The 20,368-nt window shown below is 68.1% G+C and carries 18 protein-coding genes, 1 tRNA gene and 2 pseudogenes; 18 read left to right on the top strand and 3 right to left on the bottom strand.

Going from position 1 to position 20,368, the window contains the following annotated elements; translation table 11 throughout:
* Positions 1–164: 164 nt before the first annotated feature.
* The 3 genes and pseudogenes from N0A20_RS08835 to N0A20_RS08830 all read left to right on the top strand — a co-directional run.
* Positions 165–2,117, top strand: a pseudogene (locus tag N0A20_RS08835) (hypothetical protein); the annotation flags it as partial.
* Positions 2,092–2,337: pseudogene (locus N0A20_RS20630) on the top strand (PAS-domain containing protein); the annotation flags it as partial. The pseudogenes N0A20_RS08835 and N0A20_RS20630, both read left to right, overlap by 26 nt.
* Before the next feature lie 87 nt (positions 2,338–2,424).
* Complete coding sequence (locus tag N0A20_RS08830) at positions 2,425–3,561, top strand: hybrid sensor histidine kinase/response regulator (RefSeq protein ID WP_260583530.1); 1,137 nt, start codon at positions 2,425–2,427, stop codon at positions 3,559–3,561.
* 1 nt (position 3,562) lies between these two features.
* Here N0A20_RS08830 and N0A20_RS08825 read toward each other — a convergent pair whose 3' ends face one another.
* Entirely contained in the window at positions 3,563–4,180 is a 618-nt protein-coding gene (locus tag N0A20_RS08825) for a response regulator transcription factor (protein ID WP_260583528.1), read from the bottom strand.
* Positions 4,181–4,537: 357 nt separating this feature from the next.
* Here N0A20_RS08825 and N0A20_RS08820 point away from each other — a divergent pair.
* From N0A20_RS08820 to N0A20_RS08760, 13 genes are all read left to right on the top strand, one after another.
* A tRNA-Leu gene (locus N0A20_RS08820) sits at positions 4,538–4,624 on the top strand.
* A gap of 253 nt (positions 4,625–4,877) precedes the next feature.
* Complete coding sequence (locus N0A20_RS08815; RefSeq protein WP_260583526.1) at positions 4,878–5,531, top strand: PilZ domain-containing protein; 654 nt, start codon at positions 4,878–4,880, stop codon at positions 5,529–5,531.
* A 214-nt stretch (positions 5,532–5,745) separates the two neighbouring features.
* The gene (locus N0A20_RS08810) at positions 5,746–7,722 is read left to right on the top strand and encodes a DUF885 domain-containing protein (protein ID WP_260583525.1); all 1,977 of its coding nucleotides are present in this window, start codon (positions 5,746–5,748) and stop codon (positions 7,720–7,722) included.
* Positions 7,723–7,991: 269 nt separating this feature from the next.
* Positions 7,992–8,372 (top strand): hypothetical protein, encoded by a 381-nt coding sequence (locus N0A20_RS08805; protein ID WP_260583524.1) that lies wholly within the window; start codon positions 7,992–7,994, stop codon positions 8,370–8,372.
* A 55-nt stretch (positions 8,373–8,427) separates the two neighbouring features.
* Entirely contained in the window at positions 8,428–9,690 is a 1,263-nt protein-coding gene (locus N0A20_RS08800) for a hypothetical protein (RefSeq protein ID WP_260583523.1), read from the top strand.
* Positions 9,691–9,700: 10 nt separating this feature from the next.
* Entirely contained in the window at positions 9,701–10,012 is a 312-nt protein-coding gene (locus N0A20_RS08795; RefSeq protein WP_260583876.1) for a phage tail sheath C-terminal domain-containing protein, read from the top strand.
* Between the two features lie 19 nt (positions 10,013–10,031).
* Positions 10,032–10,565, top strand: coding sequence for a phage tail protein (locus tag N0A20_RS08790; RefSeq protein ID WP_260583521.1), 534 nt, complete (start codon positions 10,032–10,034; stop codon positions 10,563–10,565).
* A gap of 196 nt (positions 10,566–10,761) precedes the next feature.
* Positions 10,762–11,271, top strand: a complete 510-nt coding sequence (locus tag N0A20_RS08785) for a hypothetical protein (protein ID WP_260583520.1) — start codon at positions 10,762–10,764, stop codon at positions 11,269–11,271.
* Positions 11,272–11,989: 718 nt separating this feature from the next.
* Positions 11,990–12,238 carry a hypothetical protein gene (locus N0A20_RS08780; protein ID WP_260583519.1) on the top strand — a complete coding sequence of 83 codons (249 nt, stop codon included), beginning with the start codon at positions 11,990–11,992 and terminating at the stop codon, positions 12,236–12,238.
* Positions 12,235–13,995 (top strand): DUF4255 domain-containing protein, encoded by a 1,761-nt coding sequence (locus tag N0A20_RS08775; RefSeq protein WP_260583517.1) that lies wholly within the window; start codon positions 12,235–12,237, stop codon positions 13,993–13,995. Before N0A20_RS08780 ends, N0A20_RS08775 begins: the two co-directional genes overlap by 4 nt.
* Before the next feature lie 38 nt (positions 13,996–14,033).
* On the top strand, positions 14,034–15,407 hold the full coding sequence (locus tag N0A20_RS08770) for an ATP-binding protein (RefSeq protein ID WP_260583516.1): 1,374 nt from the start codon (positions 14,034–14,036) through the stop codon (positions 15,405–15,407).
* Entirely contained in the window at positions 15,404–15,658 is a 255-nt protein-coding gene (locus N0A20_RS08765; RefSeq protein ID WP_260583515.1) for a hypothetical protein, read from the top strand. Before N0A20_RS08770 ends, N0A20_RS08765 begins: the two co-directional genes overlap by 4 nt.
* 2 nt (positions 15,659–15,660) lie before the next feature.
* Positions 15,661–17,004: a DUF4157 domain-containing protein gene (locus N0A20_RS08760; RefSeq protein WP_260583514.1), complete on the top strand. Its 1,344-nt coding sequence runs from the start codon at positions 15,661–15,663 to the stop codon at positions 17,002–17,004.
* On the opposite strand, the gene N0A20_RS08755 is transcribed toward N0A20_RS08760, so the two are convergent.
* On the bottom strand, positions 16,994–17,884 hold the full coding sequence (locus N0A20_RS08755) for a hypothetical protein (protein WP_260583513.1): 891 nt from the start codon (positions 17,882–17,884) through the stop codon (positions 16,994–16,996). The genes N0A20_RS08760 and N0A20_RS08755 overlap by 11 nt on opposite strands.
* Before the next feature lie 49 nt (positions 17,885–17,933).
* Here N0A20_RS08755 and N0A20_RS08750 point away from each other — a divergent pair, with 49 nt between their 5' ends.
* Together N0A20_RS08750 and N0A20_RS08745 are read left to right on the top strand one after the other, a co-directional pair.
* Positions 17,934–19,415: a hypothetical protein gene (locus tag N0A20_RS08750; protein ID WP_260583511.1), complete on the top strand. Its 1,482-nt coding sequence runs from the start codon at positions 17,934–17,936 to the stop codon at positions 19,413–19,415.
* A 228-nt stretch (positions 19,416–19,643) separates the two neighbouring features.
* Entirely contained in the window at positions 19,644–20,066 is a 423-nt protein-coding gene (locus tag N0A20_RS08745) for a hypothetical protein (protein ID WP_260583510.1), read from the top strand.
* A gap of 89 nt (positions 20,067–20,155) precedes the next feature.
* On the opposite strand, the gene N0A20_RS08740 is transcribed toward N0A20_RS08745, so the two are convergent.
* A complete protein-coding gene (locus N0A20_RS08740; RefSeq protein WP_260583509.1) occupies positions 20,156–20,368 on the bottom strand; it encodes a hypothetical protein in 213 nt (70 codons plus the stop codon).

Here is a 20,368-nt window from a genome sequence, read left to right as displayed (position 1 = left end):
CCCAGTCCCGCCGCGAAGGCCCTGCGCGTCAATTTCATCGTGCATTCTCCCCTGCGCGAGCCTAGCTTCGGGGCCGGAGTTGGACACCCCCGACCAAAGTCTGGGTATCGCCATGGTCGCAAGAGCTTGAACGGGCGCGCCCTTCGCGCTCTGATGTCGTCCTGATGGACAGGATATCCCTGCCTTACTGGGTGATTGCGCTCCTGCTGCTCGCCTATATGGGCGCACTGTTCGTGATCGCCTGGCGCGGCGACCATTCGGCCCGGCCGTCGCGCAGCCGGCGGCTGCGGACGCTGACCTATGCGCTGTCGCTCGGCATTTATTGCACGAGCTGGACCTATTATGGCGCCGTCGGCACGGCAGAGCGTGCGGGATGGGAATATCTGGGCGTCTATATCGGTCCCGTCCTGACCTTCGCTTTTCTCTTCCCCCTGTGGCGCCGCGTGCTGGTCGCCGCAAAGCGCGAGAAGGCAGGGTCGATCGCCGACTTCCTCGCCGCCCGCTATTCGAAGAGCCATGTCGTGGGAGCGCTGGTGACCGCCGTCGCGGTGGTGGCTTCGCTCCCCTATATCTCGCTCCAGCTCAAATCGCTGACAATGGCCTGGTATATCGCGATGGGCAGCCGCGAAGGACAGGGAGACCTGTGGATCACGCTCGTCCTCGCCGGCGCGCTCGCAGCCTTTGCCGTGCTCTTCGGCGCGAGCAGGATCGACCTGACCGAACATCGCCGCGGCCTGTCGCAGGCGGTGGCGGTCGAATCGGTGGTCAAGCTCTTCGGCGTCATTCTCGTCGCAATTCTTGCACTCGGGCTCCTGTGGAGCGGCCCGGGCGGGACAAGCTTCGCCGCCTTCGAGGATCCTTTCGCGGCGCATCCACCGAGCGCAATGCGGCTGGTCACGCTGGCCGTGCTTTCGGGCGCCGCGATCTTCTGCGTCCCGCGCCAGTTCCAGATGGGTTTCGTCGAGGCCGAAGACGTCGATGACGTCACCCCGGCGCGCTGGATATTCCCGCTCTATCTGCTGCTCTTCTCGCTTGCGGTCATCCCGATCGCGGTGGCGGGCCAGCTGCTCGTTCCCGCTTCGTCCGATCCCGATTTCTACGTTCTGACCCTGCCGTTGCACCACACGGGTTGGGCGGTCACCCTCGTCGTTCTCCTCGGCGGCTTTTCGGCCGCGGCGGCGATGGTAGTGGTCGAGACGGTGGCGCTGTCCGCGATGGTGTCGAACCATCTGGTCCTGCCACTCGCCGAGCGCTGGCTGGTCGACCCCGTCGGCCGGCTCGCCGGACGCGCGATCGTCATTCTTCGCCAGATCGCCGTCCTTCTGATTGTTGCGCTGGCGACGGGCTATTTCATCGTCACGCGCGACTCGACGGCCCTTTCCTCCACCGGCGAGATTTCCTTTGCGGGTGCCTTTCAGCTGGCGCCGGCCCTTGTCGCCGCCGTTCTGTGGCGCCGCGCCCACGCCCTCGGCGCGATCGCCGGAATCATTGGCGGAACGTCCATATGGATCGTGACGCTGCTCCTGCCGCAGTCAGGCTATGGCGCACCGGCGCTGCTGGAACGGGCGGGCGCGATGCTGGGTGTCGAGGATATGCTGACCCTCAGCGCCGGCCTGAGCCTGTCGACCAACGTGGCCCTGCTCGTGGGCGTCTCCTTGCTGGCGACGCCCAGGCTCGGCGACCGCATCCAGGCCGCCGCATTCGTTGCGCCGGGTGCCGAAACGGCCCGCCCTTCGGACGTCGGGCGGCGGCTCGATGTCTCGGTCCGCGACTTCAAGGCGATCCTCGAGCGCTTTCTTGGCGAAGAACCGGTGCGGCGCGGCCTCGAATCCTTCGAGCGTCAATATGGGCGGCCAGTCGCGCCCGACGATCCGGTATCCCCCTTGCTGGCCAGATCGGGGGAAAAGATGCTGGCGGGCGCGCTCGGCTCGACCTCGGCGCGCAAGGTGATCGGGCGCGCGCTGTCGAACGGCCGCAACGATCCCGAGGCGGTAGCCTGGTTCCTCGACGAGGCCGCGCAGGCGGTGCAGTTCAACCGCGACCTCCTCCAGGCGACGCTCGACAATCTCAGCCAGGGCGTCAGCGTGGTCGATGCCGACCTGCGCCTCGTCGCCTGGAATTCGATGTATGTCGACATGTTCGGCATACCGCCGAGCGCGGTCTATGCCAGTGCGGCCGATCGCCGACATCATCAGGCTCATCGCGATCCGCGACGAGCGCCGCGCCGACCAGATCGACGCGGTGGTCGAACGCCGCCTCTATCATCTGCGCCGCCGTCAACCCTATGTGTCCGAGAGGATCCGGCCCGACGGCCGGGTGCTGAAGGTCACCGGGGGACCCATCCCCGGCGGCGGCTATGTCACCAGCTATACCGATGTGACCGACCTCAGGCGCAGCGCGGACGCGCTAGCAGAAGCCAACGAGATGCTCGAAAGCCGGGTGGTGTCGCGAACGGCCGAACTCGCGGCAGCCAAGGCCGAGGCCGAAGCGGCGGCAGCATCCAAGACCCGCTTCCTCGCCGCCGCCAGCCATGACGTGCTCCAGCCGCTCCACGCCGCGCGCCTCTTCGTCGGCTCTCTCGCGCACGACTTGCACGATACATCTTCAAAGGTCCGCGACCTGCTCGCAAATGCCGATCGTTCGATCGATGGCGCGCACCGTCTGCTCCGCGCGCTTCTGGAACTTTCGCGGCTTGAACAGGGTGGGGTCAGCCCGAAGCGCGGGGTCGTGGGTCTGCAGGGCCTGTTCAACGAGCTTGCGCTGGAATTCGCGGCGATGGCGGCGGACAGGAATATCCGGATGACGATCCTGCCCACCGGCCTTGGAATGATCTCCGACCGCGACCTGCTGCGCTCGATCCTGCAAAATCTGATCGGCAACGCGCTGCGCTACACGCCCGAAGGCGGGCGCGTGGTCGTGGGCGCGCGCCGCGCCGCGGGGACGGCTCGTGTCGAAATATGGGATACCGGTCCCGGCATCGCGTCGTGCGACCGGATGGCGATCTTCGACGAATTTGTCCGGCTCGGTCCTGCAAGCCGCCGCGACGGCGGGGCTGGCCTGGGTCTCGCGATCGTGCGGCGTCTGGTCGATGTCCTGGGACATGAATTGATACTCGACTCGGTCGAAGGGCGGGGCACGGTGTTTCGGCTGCTCGCCCCGCTTGCAACCGCGACGGCCGAAAGCCGTCGCGAGGAGCCACCGCTTTCGCGCGCGGGCAGTCTCGATATCCTGTGTGTCGACAATGACGTCGACATTCTGCGCGCGCTGTCCGCGCTGCTCGATCGCTGGGGATTCAGCACCGATTGTGCCCGCTCGGCGGGCGAATTGGCCACGCTGGGGAAGAGCTGGGACGCGGCGCTCGTCGACCAGCATCTCGATGGCGAATTGGGAAGCGACCTTGTCGCGCGCTACCGGAATTGTCTCGGCAAGATCGCGATCGTGACCGCAGACCCCGCGCCCGACCTGGCCCAGCGGCTGCGCGCCGAGGGTATTGCCGTGCTGCCGAAGCCGATCGCCCCCGCAGCGCTTCGGGCGTTTTTGAACGGCGTCGCCCCGAATTGAGCTAGCTTTCGTGGCGGAGACCCATCTGCCGCGAGGCGAGGACCGCTTGCGTTCGATTGGCGACACCCATTTTCCGGAAGATTTCGGTTATATGGCCTTTGACGGTCGCTTCGCTCACTCCCAGGTCATAGGCGATCTGCTTGTTCAACCGGCCGTCCTGCATGGCGGCAAGAATACGCATCTGCATCGGCGTCAGATTGGCTCCGCCCTTGCTCGTCTCGTCTGGTGGGGCCTGGCGTTCGGGATACCAGATTTCTCCCGACAGAACGGATTGGAGGGCGGTCGCCATCAGGCCAAGTTCGGCGGATTTCGGAATGAAGCCGGAAGCTCCGAGAAGGAGCGAGTGCCTGATCGTTTCTGCATCTTCGGAGGCCGATACCACGACGACGGGGATAGCCGGATGGCGCGTTCGCAATTTGAGCAGTCCGTCGAATCCGTCCGCGTCGGGCAACCTCAGGTCGAGCAGGATCAGGTCCGCATCGGAGATCGAGAGCTCGTCAAAAGCTTCGGTCAGGCTTGCGCACTCGTTGATTTTCGCGGCGGGCACGACCCGATGGACCGCGCCGACCAGCGCTGACCGGAAGAGCGGATGGTCATCGGCGATCAGGATGCGTTGCAATCGTGTCTCCATATCGGGACGGCCGGTCACTATAGGAATATTTGGCAGAGGCAGCGAGTTGTTTTTGTGTGGCTTTGCACTTCAACGCCGTTTCCGCCTGCCGTGAGACACCGCGATGGAGTCGCCCTCTCGTCGATGGCCGCTTGTCTGTTCCGGACCGGAAAGAACCTCTCCCGCCAATGATCGGGCTCGGCCCGGCCCGGCATGGCTGGCTTGTCACGGGCCGCCGCGGTGCGGCCTGATGCCGTCGCGTGGTGAGGCGCGGGAGAGCCTGTGCAATACGGGCTGGAAATCTGTTCCGGTCCTACCTATAGCGCCCCAAGTCGATCCTTGGCCCCTGCGAGTGCCAATCGGCATGCGGGTGTGGCGGAATTGGTAGACGCAGCGGATTCAAAATCCGCCTCTGGTAACAGAATGCCGGTTCGAGTCCGGCCACCCGTACCATCTTCCGCTGGCGTCCCTTTGCTTTCGATTTCACGATATTTGGCGCGGCTTAGTGGGAAATTATTCATATTCTAAGGGCATTGTGCGCTCAAGCCCCGATGGGCGCGTTGTCTTGTTCTTAACCGACCCGGTGGGCCAGCCGAGGGGTCGGGGACGGGGCACGGCTTTCGGTGCGAGGTGGGGTAGAAGCGAAGTGGATGAAATTTAGCAGCTATATGTCTCTTCTGGGCGCTGTTGGAATCAGGAGGAAGACATGATCGAACCCCGCTTCTCGGCCCCCGACGACGGGCGTGAAACCGGTGCCGAGGCCGATCGCCGCGGCGGCGACCGCTATCGCACCGTGTGGCGCATCGCGAAGGTGACCCGCGACGGCGACGCCGGTCTGTGGCGCGTGCGCAACATGTCCGACGGCGGCATGATGCTCGCGGTCGACGTTCCAGTGTCGGTCGGCGAGCGGCTGGAAATCGCGCTGTCGGAGACCATCGTCATTTCGGGCCGCGTCGCCTGGTGCGAGGCGGGCAAATGCGGTGTCGCCTTCGACGCCGCGGTCGACGGTGCGGAGGTGCTGCGCCAGCTCGCCGCCGAACAGCAGTCGGGCGACTATCGCGCCCCGCGCCTGCCGGTGCACACGCGCGCGCAACTCATCACCGACGGCGAGGCGAGCGATATCGAACTCGCCGACCTGTCGCAGAGCGGCGCCGGTTTCCGGCACGACGGGCATTTCGAGGTCGGCAAGGCGCTCGAACTCGTGCTTCCCGGCGGCATCCGCCGCCAGGCGATCGTCCGCTGGTCGCGCGGCCGGCCGCGGCGGCCTGTGGCTCACCGAACCGCTGGGGCGCGCCGATCTGGAAAGCATCCGGCACTTTCAGGGGTGATGGCGGCTGGTTTGGGCGGAAGCGGACATTGAAGTGGTAAGCTGATTTCCCCTCTCGCGAGCGGGAGGGGCAGCGAGACTTACGAGCTTGCTCGTTAGTCGCAGCGGGGTGGGCACCTGCTACGGTGCTTGCCCACCCCCGACCCCTCCCGCTTGCGGGAGGGGGAGGTCAACGTCCCCTCTCCCCCGAACCGACATTGCCTCCCCCGGCATCCCGCCTATAACCCTTTCAAACGAAAGGGGTCCCATGCAGCTTTCCCGTCGCGAATTCTCGCTCGCCATCGGCGCGACCATCTTCGCCGTCCCAACAGCCCGCGTGGCGGCGCAGGGCGCTTCCACCACCGACGCCGCCTTCACCGCCTTCCTCGACGCCGCGTTCGAGGCCGAGATCATGCTCGATCCCGAACAGCTCACCAGCCTCGGCCGCAAGGAACAGCAGGACCGGTTCACCGACCCCGGCGACGCCGCCGCCGATGCGCGCCTGGCTTGGCGGCGCGCCAATGTCGCCGAGATGAAAAAGCGGTTCGATCGCGCGGCGCTGGGCGAGGATGCCCGCGTCTCCTACGATATGTGGCTGCTCGAACTCGAGCGCGCCGAGGCCGCGACCCGATGGCGCGGCCATAATTACATTTTCGACCGCAATGGTCCGCACACCGGCCTGCCGAACTTCCTCATCAACCAGCATCGCGTCGACACGCCTGCGGACATGGAAGCCTATGCCCTGCGCGTCGCCGCGCTCGGCCCGACGCTCGACGTCTATCTGGACCGCGCCAAGGCGTCGGCGGCCAAAGGCATCCGCATGCCGGGCTTCGCCTATGACCAGTCGATCGAACTGATCGGCCAGCTCACCGGCGGCGCGCCGTTCGAGGGTGGCGCCGACAATGCGCTGTTCGCCGATGCAAAGGCGAAAGTGGCGGGCCTCGTGACCGCGGGCAAGCTCGACGCCGCCGCCGCCGATGCCTTCACGGCGCGTGTCGCGGCGGCGATGACGGGCTCGCTCAAACCCGCCTACGACCGGATCAGGGCCTGGCTCGAAACCGACCGCGCCGCGGCGGGCGCCGAGCCGCGCGGCGCGGGTGCGCTCCCCGACGGCGCCGCTTATTACAACGCGATGCTGCGGCTCCAGACGACGACCGGCATGACCGCCGACGAAATCCACGACCTCGGCCTGTCCGAAGTCGCGCGCATCCGCGCCGAGATGGAGGCGCTCAAGGCGACGATCGGTTTCGAGGGCAAGCTCGAGGATTTCTTCGCCTATCTGCGCAGCGACGACCGCTTCTATGTCGCCAATGACGATGCGGGCCGCGCCGCCTATCTCGGGAAGGCGGAGGATTATCTCGCGGGGATGCGCGCGCGGCTGCCCGAGCAGTTCGGCCGGCTGCCCAAGGCCGGCCTGATCGTCAAGCGCGTCGAGGCTTTCCGCGAGGAGCCGGGCGGCGCGGCGCATTATTCGCCCGCCGCGCTCGACGGCTCGCGTCCCGGCATCTATTATGTCCACCTCGCCGACACGCGCGCGACCCCGATCTTCGAGATCGAGGGCACGACCTATCACGAAGGCCTGCCCGGCCATCATATGCAGATCGCGCTCGCGCAGGAGATGACCGGCACGCCCGAATTCCGGAGGAATTATTTCTACGGCGCCTATGGCGAGGGCTGGGCGCTCTATGTCGAGCGGCTTGCGAAGGAGATGGGATTCTACACCGATCCCTACAGCGATTTCGGGCGGCTGGGGCGCGAGATCTGGCGCGCGATCCGGCTGGTGGTCGACACCGGCATCCACGCCAAGGGGTGGAGCGAGGAGCAGGCACTCGCCTATTACACCGCCAATTCGCCGCAGCCCGTCGCCAAGATCCGCTCCGAAATCCGCCGCTATTTCGTCACGCCCGGACAGGCGACCTCGTACAAGGTCGGCATGCAGCGCATCCTCGCGCTGCGCGAAAAGGCGCGGGTCGCGCTCGGCGACCGCTACGACCAGAAGCTGTTCCACGAGATCGTGCTCGGCCGCGGATCGGTGCCGCTGCCGGTGCTGGAAGCGCAGGTCGACAGGTGGATCGCGGCAGCCGGCGGGATAGTCCGGTTCTCGCGGCGCGAGAGAATGGCGGGTATCGGGCGCGAGGGGACATACCCCGCCCCTCCTCTTCAGAGGAGGGGTTTGAATGTCGGTAATCCACCCCAAACCAGCCACCCCATAACCTCCCCACCCGACCCGAACCGCAAAACATAAGCCGCCCCCACCTTAACCATATCGGGCAGTCTTTGCTTAACATCCGGGGCACAGTGTCGCCGGGTCGACACGCGTCAAACCATCCGATCAGAATATTGATGAAGCGCCGTCTTTTGTCCGGTCGTCGCCGCTGACGGCCGGTCGATCGCTCTTGGCGCATTCGTCCAATAAGGGGCGGGCCGGTCCATGTTAGTCTGCCGGCCTCAACGAAAAACTTCGGTCGCACAAACTTCGTCGCTTGCGGTTCAGCAAAGGGAGGTTGTGCAGTCATGCCCCAGAAATTTTCATGGTCGTTCAGCGGCGGCGCGCCCTCGGGTGCCGGCGTCAACAATGGCGGCAGCCTGGAGGTCGACGCGATCACCAGCGCCGGCGTCACCCTCGCCAAGGCGATGACCGCCGACCGCGACCTCGCGCTCCAGATCGACGATGTCGGCAAGCTCGCCTTCTTCATCCTGACCTCGTCGCTCAACGACGGCTCGGTCGATGTGAAGACCGACGGCGCAACGCGCACCAAACTGACCGGGCCGCTGATCCTCTATGGCGAGGCGATCAAATTGTTCGCGGGCGACCTCCAGACGATCAGCCTCAAGAACGCGTCGGCCACCGATCCCGCCGACATCACCATCCTGATGGGCTTCAAGCTCGACTGACAAGCGCGCCTCCCTTGCGGGGGCGTTTTCCGACTGGCGAAAAGGGAGTGCTGCCATGCCCGTGTCCACGACATACCCCGGTGTCTATATTCAGGAGCTGCCGTCGGGCGTGCGCACCGTCAGCGGCGTCGCGACCTCGATCGCCGCCTTTGTCGGGCGCGCGCTGCGCGGTCCGGTGAACCAGCCGATGACCTGCTTCAGCTTCGGCGAATTCACCCGCCGCTTCGGCGGGCTGTGGGCGAACGGGCCGATGTCCTATGCGATCGACGATTTCTACGCCAACGGCGGCGGCCAGGCGGAGATCGTCCGCCTGTTCAAGGCCAGGGCCGACGATGACGACGGCTATGCCAGGCTCGAGATCGGCGCGCTCGCGCTGCGCGCCTCCAGTCCCGGCGCCTGGGGCAACAAGCTGACCGGCAAGACGACCCATCCCGACCAGACCGATCCGGTCGGCGCGCAGGCTGCCGCCGACAAATATGGCCTCGCGGTCGCCGACCTGTTCGACCTGCGGATCGAGGACACCGCCACCAAGGCGGTCGAGCTGTTCCGCAATCTGACGGTGCGGTCCGACGGCGGCGCGCGGCGTTTTGACCGCGTGCTCGCCACCGAATCGAGCCTCGTGCAGTGCCAGCTCAACCTCGACGGCTCGCCCAAGCTCGGCAACAAGCCCGCGCACGATCAGGACGGCACGGGCGTCGGTGGCAATGACGGCGATCCGCTCACCGATCTCGATTTCATCGGCGACAGCGAAAAGAAGACCGGCATCTATGCGCTGAAAAAGGCCGACATCTTCAACCTGCTCTGCATTCCGCCCGACACGCGCGAGGGGACGCTGCCCAAGACGGTGAGCGAAAAGGCGGCCGAATTCTGCAAGTCCGAACGCGCGGTGCTACTCGTCGATCCGCCCGCCGAGTGGGAAAAGATCGAAGCCGAGGCGGTGGGCAAGGTCAAGGACGCGCAGCTCAGCGACAACCGCGTGCTGTCGCTCGCCTTTGCCGACTATGCCGCGCTCTATTTCCCGCGGCTGCGCCGCCGCGACCCGCTGCGTGGCGGCCAGATCGACAGCTTCGTCCCGTGCGGCGCGATGGCGGGAATCATCGCCCGCACGGATATAAACCGCGGCGTCTGGAAATCGCCCGCGCGGCATGGCGGCGACGATCTCGGGCGCCGAGGGGCTGACGGTCCGGATGACCGACGAGGAGAATGGCCTGCTCAACCCGATCGGGGTCAATTGCCTGCGCAGCTTCCCCGGCACCGGCCTCACCGTCTGGGGCGCGCGCACGCTCAAGGGCGCCGACCAGCTTTCCGACGACTATAAATATCTCGCGGTGCGGCGCCTCGCGCTGTTCATCGAGGAAAGCCTCTATCGCGGCACCCAATGGGTGGTGTTCGAGGGCAATGACGAGCCGCTGTGGGCGCAGATCCGCCTGTCGGTCGGCGCCTTCATGCAGCGCCTGTTCAAGCAGGGCGCGTTCCAGGGCACATCCCCACGCGACGCCTATTTCGTCAAATGCGACGGCAGCACGACGACGCAGGACGACCGCAACCAGGGCGTCGTCAACATCGTCGTCGGTTTCGCGCCGCTGCTGCCCGCCGAATTCGTCGTCATTTCCATCCAGCAGATCCGCAACGCGGCCTGAGCCATAGGGGAGAGCGATCATGGCACCACCTTTCAGCGTCAACCCCGACCGGCGCGACCCGTACAAGACCTACAAGTTCCGCCTGCGCCTGCCCGACGGCGCCTATGTCGCGGGCCTCAGCAAGATGAGCGCGCTCAAGCGCAGCACCGAGGTGGTGAAGTTCCGCGAAGGCGGCGACCCCTCGACCTCGCGCAAGTCGCCGGGCCAGACCGAATATGAGGCGGTGACGCTCGAACGCGGCGTCACCCACGACACGACCTTCGAGCAATGGGCGAACAAGGTGTGGAATTTCGGCTCGGGGCTGGGCGCCGAGGTCTCGCTCAAGGATTTCCGCAAGGACCTCGTCCTCGAAATCTACAACGAGGCGGGGCAGCTCGTGCTCGCTTACCGCCTGTTCCGCTGCTGGCCGTCGGAGTTCGTCGCCTTTCCCGACCTCGACGCCTCGGCGAGCGCGGTCGCGATCCAGACGCTCAAGCTGGAGAATGAGGGCTGGGAACGCGACTATGACGTCGCCGAACCCGCCGAGCCGAGCTTCACCGAGCCGACGCTCTAGGGCCCGCCGATGCGCCGCTTCACCGCCCTGGAGCTGATCGAGATCAGCGAAAGCGGCGCGTCGCTGGGACCCGCTCGGCCGCGGGCTGCTCCTGCTCGCCGCCGGAGGCTGGCCCCGCGACGCCGCCGAAGCGCTGCCCGTCGGCGCGCGCGACCGGGCGCTGTTCGCGCTGCGCGCCGCGCAGTTCGGGCCGCGTTTGGAGGTCGCACAGGCCTGCACCGCCTGCGGCGAGGCAATGGAATATGCGCTGACCGCCGCCGACCTCGGGCGCGATATGCTGGCGGGCGAGGGGGCCGGCGAGGGGGCGGCGACCGCCATCGTCGACGGCGTGACGGTCCGCGCGATCACCGCCGGCGACCTTGCCGCGTGCGAGCGCGCCGGAGACGCCGCGGCGGCGCGGCAGATGCTGCGCGACCGGGTGGCGCCCGATGGCGCGGGGATCGCTGACGACCGGCTCGACGCCATCCTCGCCCATCTCGACCCCGACGCCGAACTCGACATCGCGGCCGCCTGCCCGGCGTGCGGCGAACAGCGGCTGCTGGCCTTCGATATCGCCGCCTTCTTCTGGGACGAGCTCGCGCTCCGCGTGCCGCGGCTGCTCGACGACGTCGCCGATCTCGCGCACGCCTTCCACTGGTCGGAGGCCGATATCCTCGCGTTGCCGGGGCAGCGGCGCAGCTTCTATCTGTCGCGGGTGCGCGCATGACCGGCTTGCTCGACCGCATGGCCGCGCGCGCGGTCGGCGAGACGTCCGTCGCGGCGCCGCGCATCCCCTCGCGCTTCGAACCGCTGCCCGAGGAACGGGGGCTGGAGCCCTTCGCGATGCCGATGCCGGGTCCCGGCGACGCCATAGCGCCGTCGCCGGCCACGCCGTCGCCAGCCACGTCGCCGCTGGCCACGCCGCCTCTGGCCTCGCAGTCTGAATCCCCGATGCCTGCCGCGCCGGGCCAGCCGGTGCCCATCGCGCTCGCTCCCGTCGCGCCGTCGTCGGCTCCCGCGCCTGTGCCATCCGCGGCGCCGGTCGCCTCGCCGCAGCCCGCCGCAGCGGTGCAGCGCCGGGCGACCATCCCGGCGGTGGACACTTCCGCCGCACCGCTTTCGCCATCGTCGCCAGCCGACGGGGGAAGCGTCCGCTTCGCCGAACCTGCCATGGAGGCGCAGGCCGACGCGCCGTCGCTCATCCCGATGCCGCCCTCTCGCCGCGTCGATGTCCGCATCGCCGCGGAGGCCGTCACGGCGGTACCCGGTACCGCCATGGTGCCGGAGGGGCCGCCAACCAGCCCGCCCGCCGATCCCGCCGCGCCGACACCGGCTGTCGCTGTCCCGCTGCGGCCGCAAAGGCTCGCGGTACGGCCTCGGCATCACCGGTCGTCGCAACTGCAACACCCATACCGCCGCCCGAACCCGGGCAACCGTCACACCCATTGGATCGGGTCATCGCCGGCGAAGCCCGCCGCCCGGCCGACTCGCCGCCGCCCGTCGCCGTCACCCGCCCGCTCGTGCCGCCGGCTGCCGCCCCCGCGTCGCCGCCCGCCGCCGCCTCGCCGGTGGTCGAAATCCATATCGGCAGTATCGAGGTCCGCGCCGCGCCGCTTCCGGCTGCTCCCGCCGCGCCCGCCGCCCCGGCCTCGACCTCGCTCGACGCCTTTCTGGCGCAGGGGAGGGGGCGATGAGCAATTTCCGCGCGGTCGCCGTCGTCACCGCGACGCTCGAACATATCCTGCAGGACGCCGCGAATCAGGCCGTGGGGCAGGCCGATGTGCGCGTCGGCGCCCCGACCGCGAAGCTCGCCGAGGATGCCGCGCCGCTCATCAACCTCTTCCTGTTCCGCGTCCTGCCCAACAGCCAGCACCGCAACGACCATTTCCCGACCCGCGACGGCGGCGGTCTCCAGCGCGCACGGGCGCAGCTCCATCTCGACCTCCATTATGTGCTGAGCTTCTATGGCGACCCCGCCAAGTTCGAGCCCGAACGCCTCTATGGCGCCGCCGCGCTGGCGCTCGAACATGCGCCGGGCCTGTCGGTCGCCGCGATCGAGGCGGCGAGTAACGACGCCGCGAACCAGCCTGCGCTTACCAATGCCGACCTCGCCGGCGAAGGCCGCCCCCTGTCGCTCGACCCCGAACAGCCGTCGCTCGAGGATTGGTCGAAACTCTGGTCGGTGTTCTTCCAGGTCCCCTATGCGCTGTCGGCGACCTATGTCGTGCGCAACGTCGCGATCGAAACGCAGGACGATCCCGGCCCGCCGATCCCCGTCGCCACCCCCGAAATCTTCGCCGCCCCGATGGGCCCGCTGCAGATCCGCGGCATCGGCCCCGCCGAGGGCCAGACCGGCCCCGCGCCCTGGGGCGGCACGCTCTATATCACCGGCAGCGGTATCGCACGCTTCGGCAACAGCCTGCGCATCGACGGCGATCCGCTGCCGCTCGCCGGGGAGGCGATCGCCGGCGACACGCTGGCGCTGACGCTCGACGCCGCGCTGTTCGGCGGCACGGTGCCGCGCGCGGGCGCGCATCAGCTCGAGGTCGTCGCGGCGCCGGTCGATCCCGCGATGCCCGAACGGCTGCGCCGCGGGTCGAACGTCGTCGCCTTCGCCATCCTGCCGCTGATGACCGGGATCGCCGCCGCGGCGGCGCCGGGCAGCGCGGCGGGCCTGCGCTCGGGCACGGTGACCGTCGATATCGACCCGCCGCTGCAGGCCGGGCAATCGGCGACCCTCCTGCTCAACGCCTTCGGCCCCGGCCAGCTCGGCAATGCTGCGATCGAGATGAACGCCCCCGCCGCCTTCCCGGCGGGCCAGCTCGACATTCGCCTTCGCCGACCTCGCCGCGGGCGATTATCTGGCGCGCGTCGACATCGACGGTTTCGCTTCGCAGCCCGAGGTCGGCGCCGATCCGCAGCAGCCCGATTTCGGCCGCATCACCGGCCCGCTGGTCGATCTGTCATGACCGCGCGCGGCGACCATGGAGGCGCTGGGTGCGGCTTTCCAGACGGTCGCCGGCTGGCTCGACGGCACGAGCGCCGCGTCGCCGCCGCGCAGCGGTGCCGACCATGTCGCCGCGCTGTTCGGCCTCGACGCCTTCGGGCGCAATATGCTGTTGCTCGGCGCCTATGCGGCGCTCGATCCGGGGGCGGCGGGGCGGATCGCGGCGCTCCACGGCGACCCGGCGCGCTCCGCGCCGTCGCTCGGCCTCGCGCTGGTCAAGCTGCCCGGCGCGCACTGGTCGGCGCTCGGCCCCGGTGCGCCGCTGCGCGGCTTGGGCCTGATCCACATCGACGGCCGCGAGGGGCTGGGGGCGGCGCCCTTCGGTCTCGCCGAACCGGTCCTGCTCGCGCTGGTCGGGGCGCCGTCGCTGTCGGAGGAACTGGCGCTGCTCGCGCGCCCCGCCGCGCCGCCCGCGCGGCCTGTCGCCGTCGCGGCAGCGGCTGAGCGACGCGATCGCGCTGCGCGTCGCGGGCGAACCCGACATGACGCTGCAACTGTGCGGCCCCGATCCGCTCGGCAAGGAGCAGGCGGCCGCGGCGGCGCTGGCGACGATCGGGCGCCCGCTGTTCGCGATCGGCGCCGCGATCCTGCCCGGCGCGCCCGCCGACATCGCGCGCCTCGCGCAACTGTGGCGCCGCGACCTGGTGCTGACCGGCGGCGCGCTGTTCGTCGATGCCGACCGGCTGAACGATCCCGCTCCGCTCGCGCTGTTCGCGACGCTGCTCGGCCGCCCGCTGATCGTCGGCGCGCCCGATGCGCTGATGCTGGGACAGGCGCCGACGGTGCGGCTCGACATGCCGCGGCTGACCGCGAACGAGCAATTGCCGCTGTGGCGCGACCGGCTCGGCCCCTATGCCAAAAAGCTCAACGGCACGATCGAACGGCTCGCCTACCATTTTCCCGTGTCGCCCGAGCTTGCCGACAGCGTCGCCGCCGAGCTCGCGGTGCTCGCGCCCGATCCGGCGGCCAAAGCGAAGAAAGGCGCGCCGAAGCTCGACGAAATTGCCTGGGACGCCGCGCGCCGCTTCGCCCGCCCGCGCATGGAGGACCTCGCGCGCCGCATCGACAGCGAGGCGCAGTGGAACGACCTTGTCCTGCCGCCCGCGCAAAAGGATGTGCTGAAGGCGATCGTCGCGCAGGTCCGCAACCGCCCGACGGTCTACGAAAGCTGGGGCTTCGCCAAACGCAGCGCCGGGCGCGGGCTCGGGATCAGCGTGCTTTTCTCCGGGCCCTCGGGCGCGGGCAAGACGCTCGCGGGCGAGATTCTCGGCGCCGAGCTCGGGCTCGACGTCTATCGCATCGACCTGTCGTCGATGATGTCGAAATGGATCGGCGAGACCGAAAAGAATCTGCGCCGCCTGTTCGACGCCGCCGAGGAAGGCGCCGCGATCCTCCAGTTCGACGAGGCCGACGCATTGTTCGGCAAGCGCGGCGAGATCAACGAGAGCCGCGACCGCCACGCCAATATCGAGGTCAGCTATCTGCTCCAGCGGATCGAGGAATATCGCGGCCTGTCGATCCTGACGACCAATTACCGCTCGAACATCGACAGCGCCTTCCTGCGCCGGCTGCGCTTCATCATCGACTTCGATTTTCCGGGGCAGGCCGAACGCGCCGAAATCTGGCAGCGCATCTTCCCCAAATCGACGCCGAAGGGCGCGCTCGATTTCGACCGATTGTCGCAGCTCAACCTGTCGGGCGGATCGATCCGCAACGTCGCGATGGGCGCCGCCTTCGCCGCCGCCGATCGCGGGCAGCATGTCGGCATGGCGCATATCCTGTCCGCCGCGCGGCTCGAATATGAAAAGAGCGGGCGGTCGCTGACCAGCGCCGAACTGCGGGGGTGGCTGCTGTGACCGCGCCTTCGGCCATCCGCCTCCACATCGACCGGCTGACCCTCGTCGGCGTCGCGCCCGGCGACGCGGCGGCGGTGCGCCGCGCGCTCGTCGCGGCGGTCGAGGCGCGGCTTGCCGGCGTGGACCCCGCCGCGCTCACCGGCGACCGCACACGGCTGTCGCTGACCATCCCGCCGGTTCAGGGGCCCGCCGCGCTCGGCCAGGCAGCGGGACGCGCGATCGCGGCGCAACTGGCGGGGGCGGGGCGATGAGCATGGCGCACGCCACCACCGCGAAAACCAGCGCCGCGCCCAAGGCCGCGCCGCCGGTGATGCGCGCCGCGACGCAGCCGGCGCGCACGGCCCTCCCGCCGCTCGCCTCGCTCGCCGCCATTCCGGCCGGTCCCGCCGTCCAGCGCCAATGCGACGCCTGCGAGGCCGAGGACAAGGAGCCGGGCCTCCAGCGCCGCCTCAATGCCGCCGCGTCGGCGGCATCGGCCCAGCGTAAATGCGCCGCGTGCGAGAGCGAGGAGAAGGAGGAAACCGGCGTCGAGCCCCGCCTCGAGGTCGGCCCCGTCGGCGACCGCTACGAACAGGAGGCCGACAGCATCGCGGCGCAGGTGATGGCGATGCCCGCGCCCGATACGGCGGCGACCCCCGCCGGCGAAGCGGTGCAGCGCGTATGCAGCGCCTGTTCCTCCTCTTCCGAAGAACCCCGCGCCCGCCGCTTCGCAGAACCCGAGGAGGAAAGGGAGGACAAGGTCCGCGCCCGCCGCGACGACGGCAGCGAAACCATCGCCGCCTCCGACGCGCAGCTCACCAGCGGCGGCAGCGCGCTGCCCGCCGCGACGCGCGGCTTCTTCGAAAGCCGCATGGGGCGCGACCTCGGCGACGTCCGCGTCCACAGCGGCGGCGAGGCCGCGACGAAGAACGCCAGCATCTCGGCGCGCGCCTTCACCTACAAGAACCACGTCTGGCTCGGCGCGGGCGAAAGCGCCGCGCCCAGCTTCACCCTGGCGCACGAGCTTGCGCATGTGATGCAGCAGACCGCGCCAGGGCCGGTGGGGCCGGCGCCGCAGCGCGTCCAGCGCACTTACTATTATGAAGAGGTCGGCAAATCGCTGCCCGACACGCACAATGAAGTCGTCAACCTGCTGATGCAGCGCGACGCCTCGATCTTCGCCGAAGTGCCCGTCCCCAATTACAATGCCAGGGGATTCGCCAAGACGAAGAAGGGGTTCGGGCGCGCCGACCTGATCAGCTTCAAGGGAAGCGATCATATGGTGCCGATCGGCATGTCGACGGCGCCTTGCCCGGCGGCGCAGCAGCCGAACTGGTATTGCGGCGCCAGCGCCGACCGCAGTGCCTCCCGCAAACCGACGACGCTCGATCCGAGCCGCGAAAAGCTGATGCACAAGGGCGGCGAATGGACCACGACCAGAATGGAAGCCGAAGCGATCCCGCGGTTCGGAACGGTGCCCGGGGCCAGTCCGATCAAGGGGTTCCTGCGCGACGCGGGGGGACAGGAAAAGGCCGCGAAGCCCCTGGTCCCCAATCCGAGCGACAGCGTTCCGGCTGAGGCGAAGACCGTCCTGGCGATCGGCGACGTCAAGGCCTAGCGCCTTTCCCGGCGCGCGCCGCAAGGCGGTGGGCCAGATCACCCATTATATGCTGGGGTTCGAAAATACGCGGCATCATTATGAGGATATCCGGCGCTCGGTCGAGCAGCGGCGGTCCGAGATGGTCGCGGCGGGCAAGAATGATCTCAGTGCGCTGCCGCCCGCGCTCACCCCATGGTCGCTCAAGGCCGGGCTGCTGACCGACATCGCCGACACCAAGCAGATCGCGAAACTGCGCGCGGGCACGACCAAGATCAAGCTGCGCCGCTGGACCAGCGACGGCGCCGGCGAGATCAGCAAGTCCGAAGCCATCGAGGGGGCGAGCGAGGTCGACGGCAATCTGTTCCTGTGGCGCGAGGTCGACAGCAGTATGGCCGGCGCCTGGTCCTATCTGTGGACCCCGGTCAGCAGCGAGGCGTCGAGCCTGCACACGGCGCTCGGCGCCGACGCCGATTTCAGCGCGTACAGCAAGGACGCCTTCTGCCTGCGCGACGCGCTCAGCATGCCGGTCGACGCGAAGGGCAAGCCCGCCGCCGTCGCGAGCAAGGCGCCCGCCTGTCTGAAACCGCTGCGCCTGTCGTCCGCGCCGCCGCGCGTCCGCCGCAAGGGCGGCGCCAAACCCGCGCCCAAGGTCCCCGAGCGCGCCGACCAGTTCGCCGACAATTTCAAGCTGTGGAGCGAAAAGCAGCAAAAGATCGAGAAGAATTACAACGCCTATCAAAAGACGCCGCAGGGCAAGTCGCGCGCCGCCGCGACCGCCGAGCTCGAAGCGCGCCAGAATATCGTCGACGCGGTCCCGCAAACGGCGGGCGGCATCCGCAAGGACAAGGTGCTGAGCGCCAAGGGCGAACAGGCGGTCAAGGACAATGCCGCCGCCCAATTCTGGATCGAGATGATGGGCGGCACCAGCGGCTCAGCTACTCGGTCAGATGCGCCTGCGCTTCGGCAAGCTCTTCCTGGCGATCTTCAACGGCTATCAGAAAACCAAGATCAAGGTCGTCGAATTTCTGAACAAGCTGAAGGCGGCGAAGTCGGGCGGCGGCCGCATCGTCCGCGCGGGCATGAAGATCGTCGCGAAGGTCCTCGCGGGCGTCGCGAACCACGTCCTGCCGCGCGTGGGCGACGCGATCGCGACGTGCATCGAGGAAGGCGTCCACAAGAAGATCGATTCGATGTTCGAGGATGGCCCGCTTCTCGCGGTGCGCGAACGCATCGAGGAAGCGCAGCTTTTCGGCACCGAACTCACCGAAGCGGCGGTCGCCAGGCTGAAGGATTTCGGCGGCGACTTGTTCGGCAATCTCCAGGGCACGATCGAAAAGGTCCGCGACGGCGCGGCGCTTGTCGGAAAGATCGTCGGTTATGCCAAGGAAGCGTTCGACATCGTCCGCCTCGCCATTTGCGCGGCCGGCGGCATCGAAAGCGCGGGACTCGCCTGCGTCGTCTCGCTGGCCGACAAGCTGCTCAGCTTCATCGACCTTTCGCCGCTCGAATTGCTCGCGGACCGGATCCTGGGGAGCTGCTATGGTCAGACGTTGCTTGCCAAGGCGATGTACGGCATCGACGCCGTACAGTCGTTGCCGCTGACGATCGCGACGACGGTCATCGAAAAGCTGAAGAGCCTCTTGCCGGCACCCGTCGCCGAACTGCTCTGCGACCCCGATAAAATGGCGAAGGACGTCAAGCTTCCCGATATTTCGGAGGTAACCTGCGGTCGTGGCAATTCGGACTGGATGCCCGGACCGGGCGCGGATGGCAGCTATCGCAAGGGCGACTGGGTGCCGCCGCCGGGCTATCCCAGCCCGGAGATCCGCAAGCAGCTCGAAAAATTCGAAAAGGAGGCGTGTACCGCCGACCCATCGAAGCCCGGCTGCTCGCCGACGCCGCCGCCCGAGCCCAAGAAACCCGAACCGGCGCCGCCCCGGCCCGAACAGGCGCCCCCCGTCGTCACGATTCCGGACCTCGTTCCGCCCGCCGTCGGCAAGCAACCCGGATCGGGCGAACAGCCGGCGCCGCAGGACAAGGGCAAGGGCGGTACCGAAGGCGATGCCGCGCCCCGGATCAAACTGGTTACCAAGCCGATCCCGGGCCTCGATCCGAAAGGAAAATCTGTCGGTATCTTCTTCCTCGTCCATCCCACGCCGCAACAGGGCGGCTGGGCGCCGGGCGACTATAATCTGAGCAGCAAAAACCGGCTGACGCTGATCAGCGGGGACAAATATTATGGTCCGACCGACCCGGTGAGTATCACCATCCACAAGATCTACCCGGCCGACCCGCCCAATTCGGGCAAGCACAAGATCGATTTCACCATCAATCAGGGCGTTCGCGTCACTGACGAGATATCGGGCAACTGGCTGGAGGCGGCGGCGGGGCTGCGCGACGAATATACGCAGGTGGGAGCCGCGATGTGACCAACTTCCCCGGCTCCCCCAAAACGATCAAAGGCGCCATCGTCGGGCTCGACATCTTCAACCCGCTCGCCTCGGTCGCGATCTTCCAATATAATCCCGAACAGATTTCGCGCAGCTTGGCGCCGCAATATTCGCAGGCCGGGGGCGGCCGGGCGGAGGCGCTGCGGCTCGCCGGGCCGCTCGGCCGAAACGATCTCCGCCAACCTCACCCTCGACCTGATCGACCAGATGGAGCGCGGCGACGCCGGGCCGCTCGGCGCCGGGATCACCGGCTATCTCGCCGCGCTCGAAATGCTCGTCTACCCCAAATCGCTGCTCGTCGCCGCGAACCAGATCTTGCTGCAGGTCGGCACGATGGAGGTGATCCCGCCGGTCGCCCCGCTCACCCTGTTCATCTATGGCTGGAAACGCGTCGTCCCGGTCAAGATCGAGAGCCTGTCGGTCACCGAGACGATGCACGATCCCGACCTCAACCCGATCCGCGCCGATGTCGCCGTGTCGATGAAGGTGCTCACCTACAATGATCTCGCGGTCACCCACCCCGGCTTCTGGGCGTTCATGGCGCATCAGGTGGTCAAGGAGGTGCTCGCGACCGTCGCCAGCGTCGACAATGTCGGCGCGATGCTCGGCGGCGACGTGAAGCTGTTCTGAAAGGGCCCCGCGCGCATGTTCACCCTCACCAGCCGCTATGCGAACCAGCCGGTCCTTGCCGCCGACCGCGGCGACGGGGTGACGGTGCGCTATGTCGCGCCGCAGATCCTGCCCGATCCGGCGACCGTCACCGTTGCGACGCGGCACCGCGCGAGCGACGGCGACCGGCTCGACCTGCTCGCCTGGCGCAATCTCGCCAGCCCCATCGCCTGGTGGATGATCGCCGACGCCAACCGCGTGACGCATCCCGCCGCGCTACCGGGCGCGCCCGGCGACATCGTGATCATTCCCGTGCCGGGCAC

It is taken from the genome of Sphingopyxis sp. PET50 (genome assembly GCF_025244705.1).
In the GTDB taxonomy this organism is placed as follows: Bacteria; Pseudomonadota; Alphaproteobacteria; order Sphingomonadales; family Sphingomonadaceae; genus Sphingopyxis.
The sequence above is the reverse complement of the archived record's forward strand: the minus strand, read 5'-3'. Positions and strand labels throughout refer to the sequence as shown.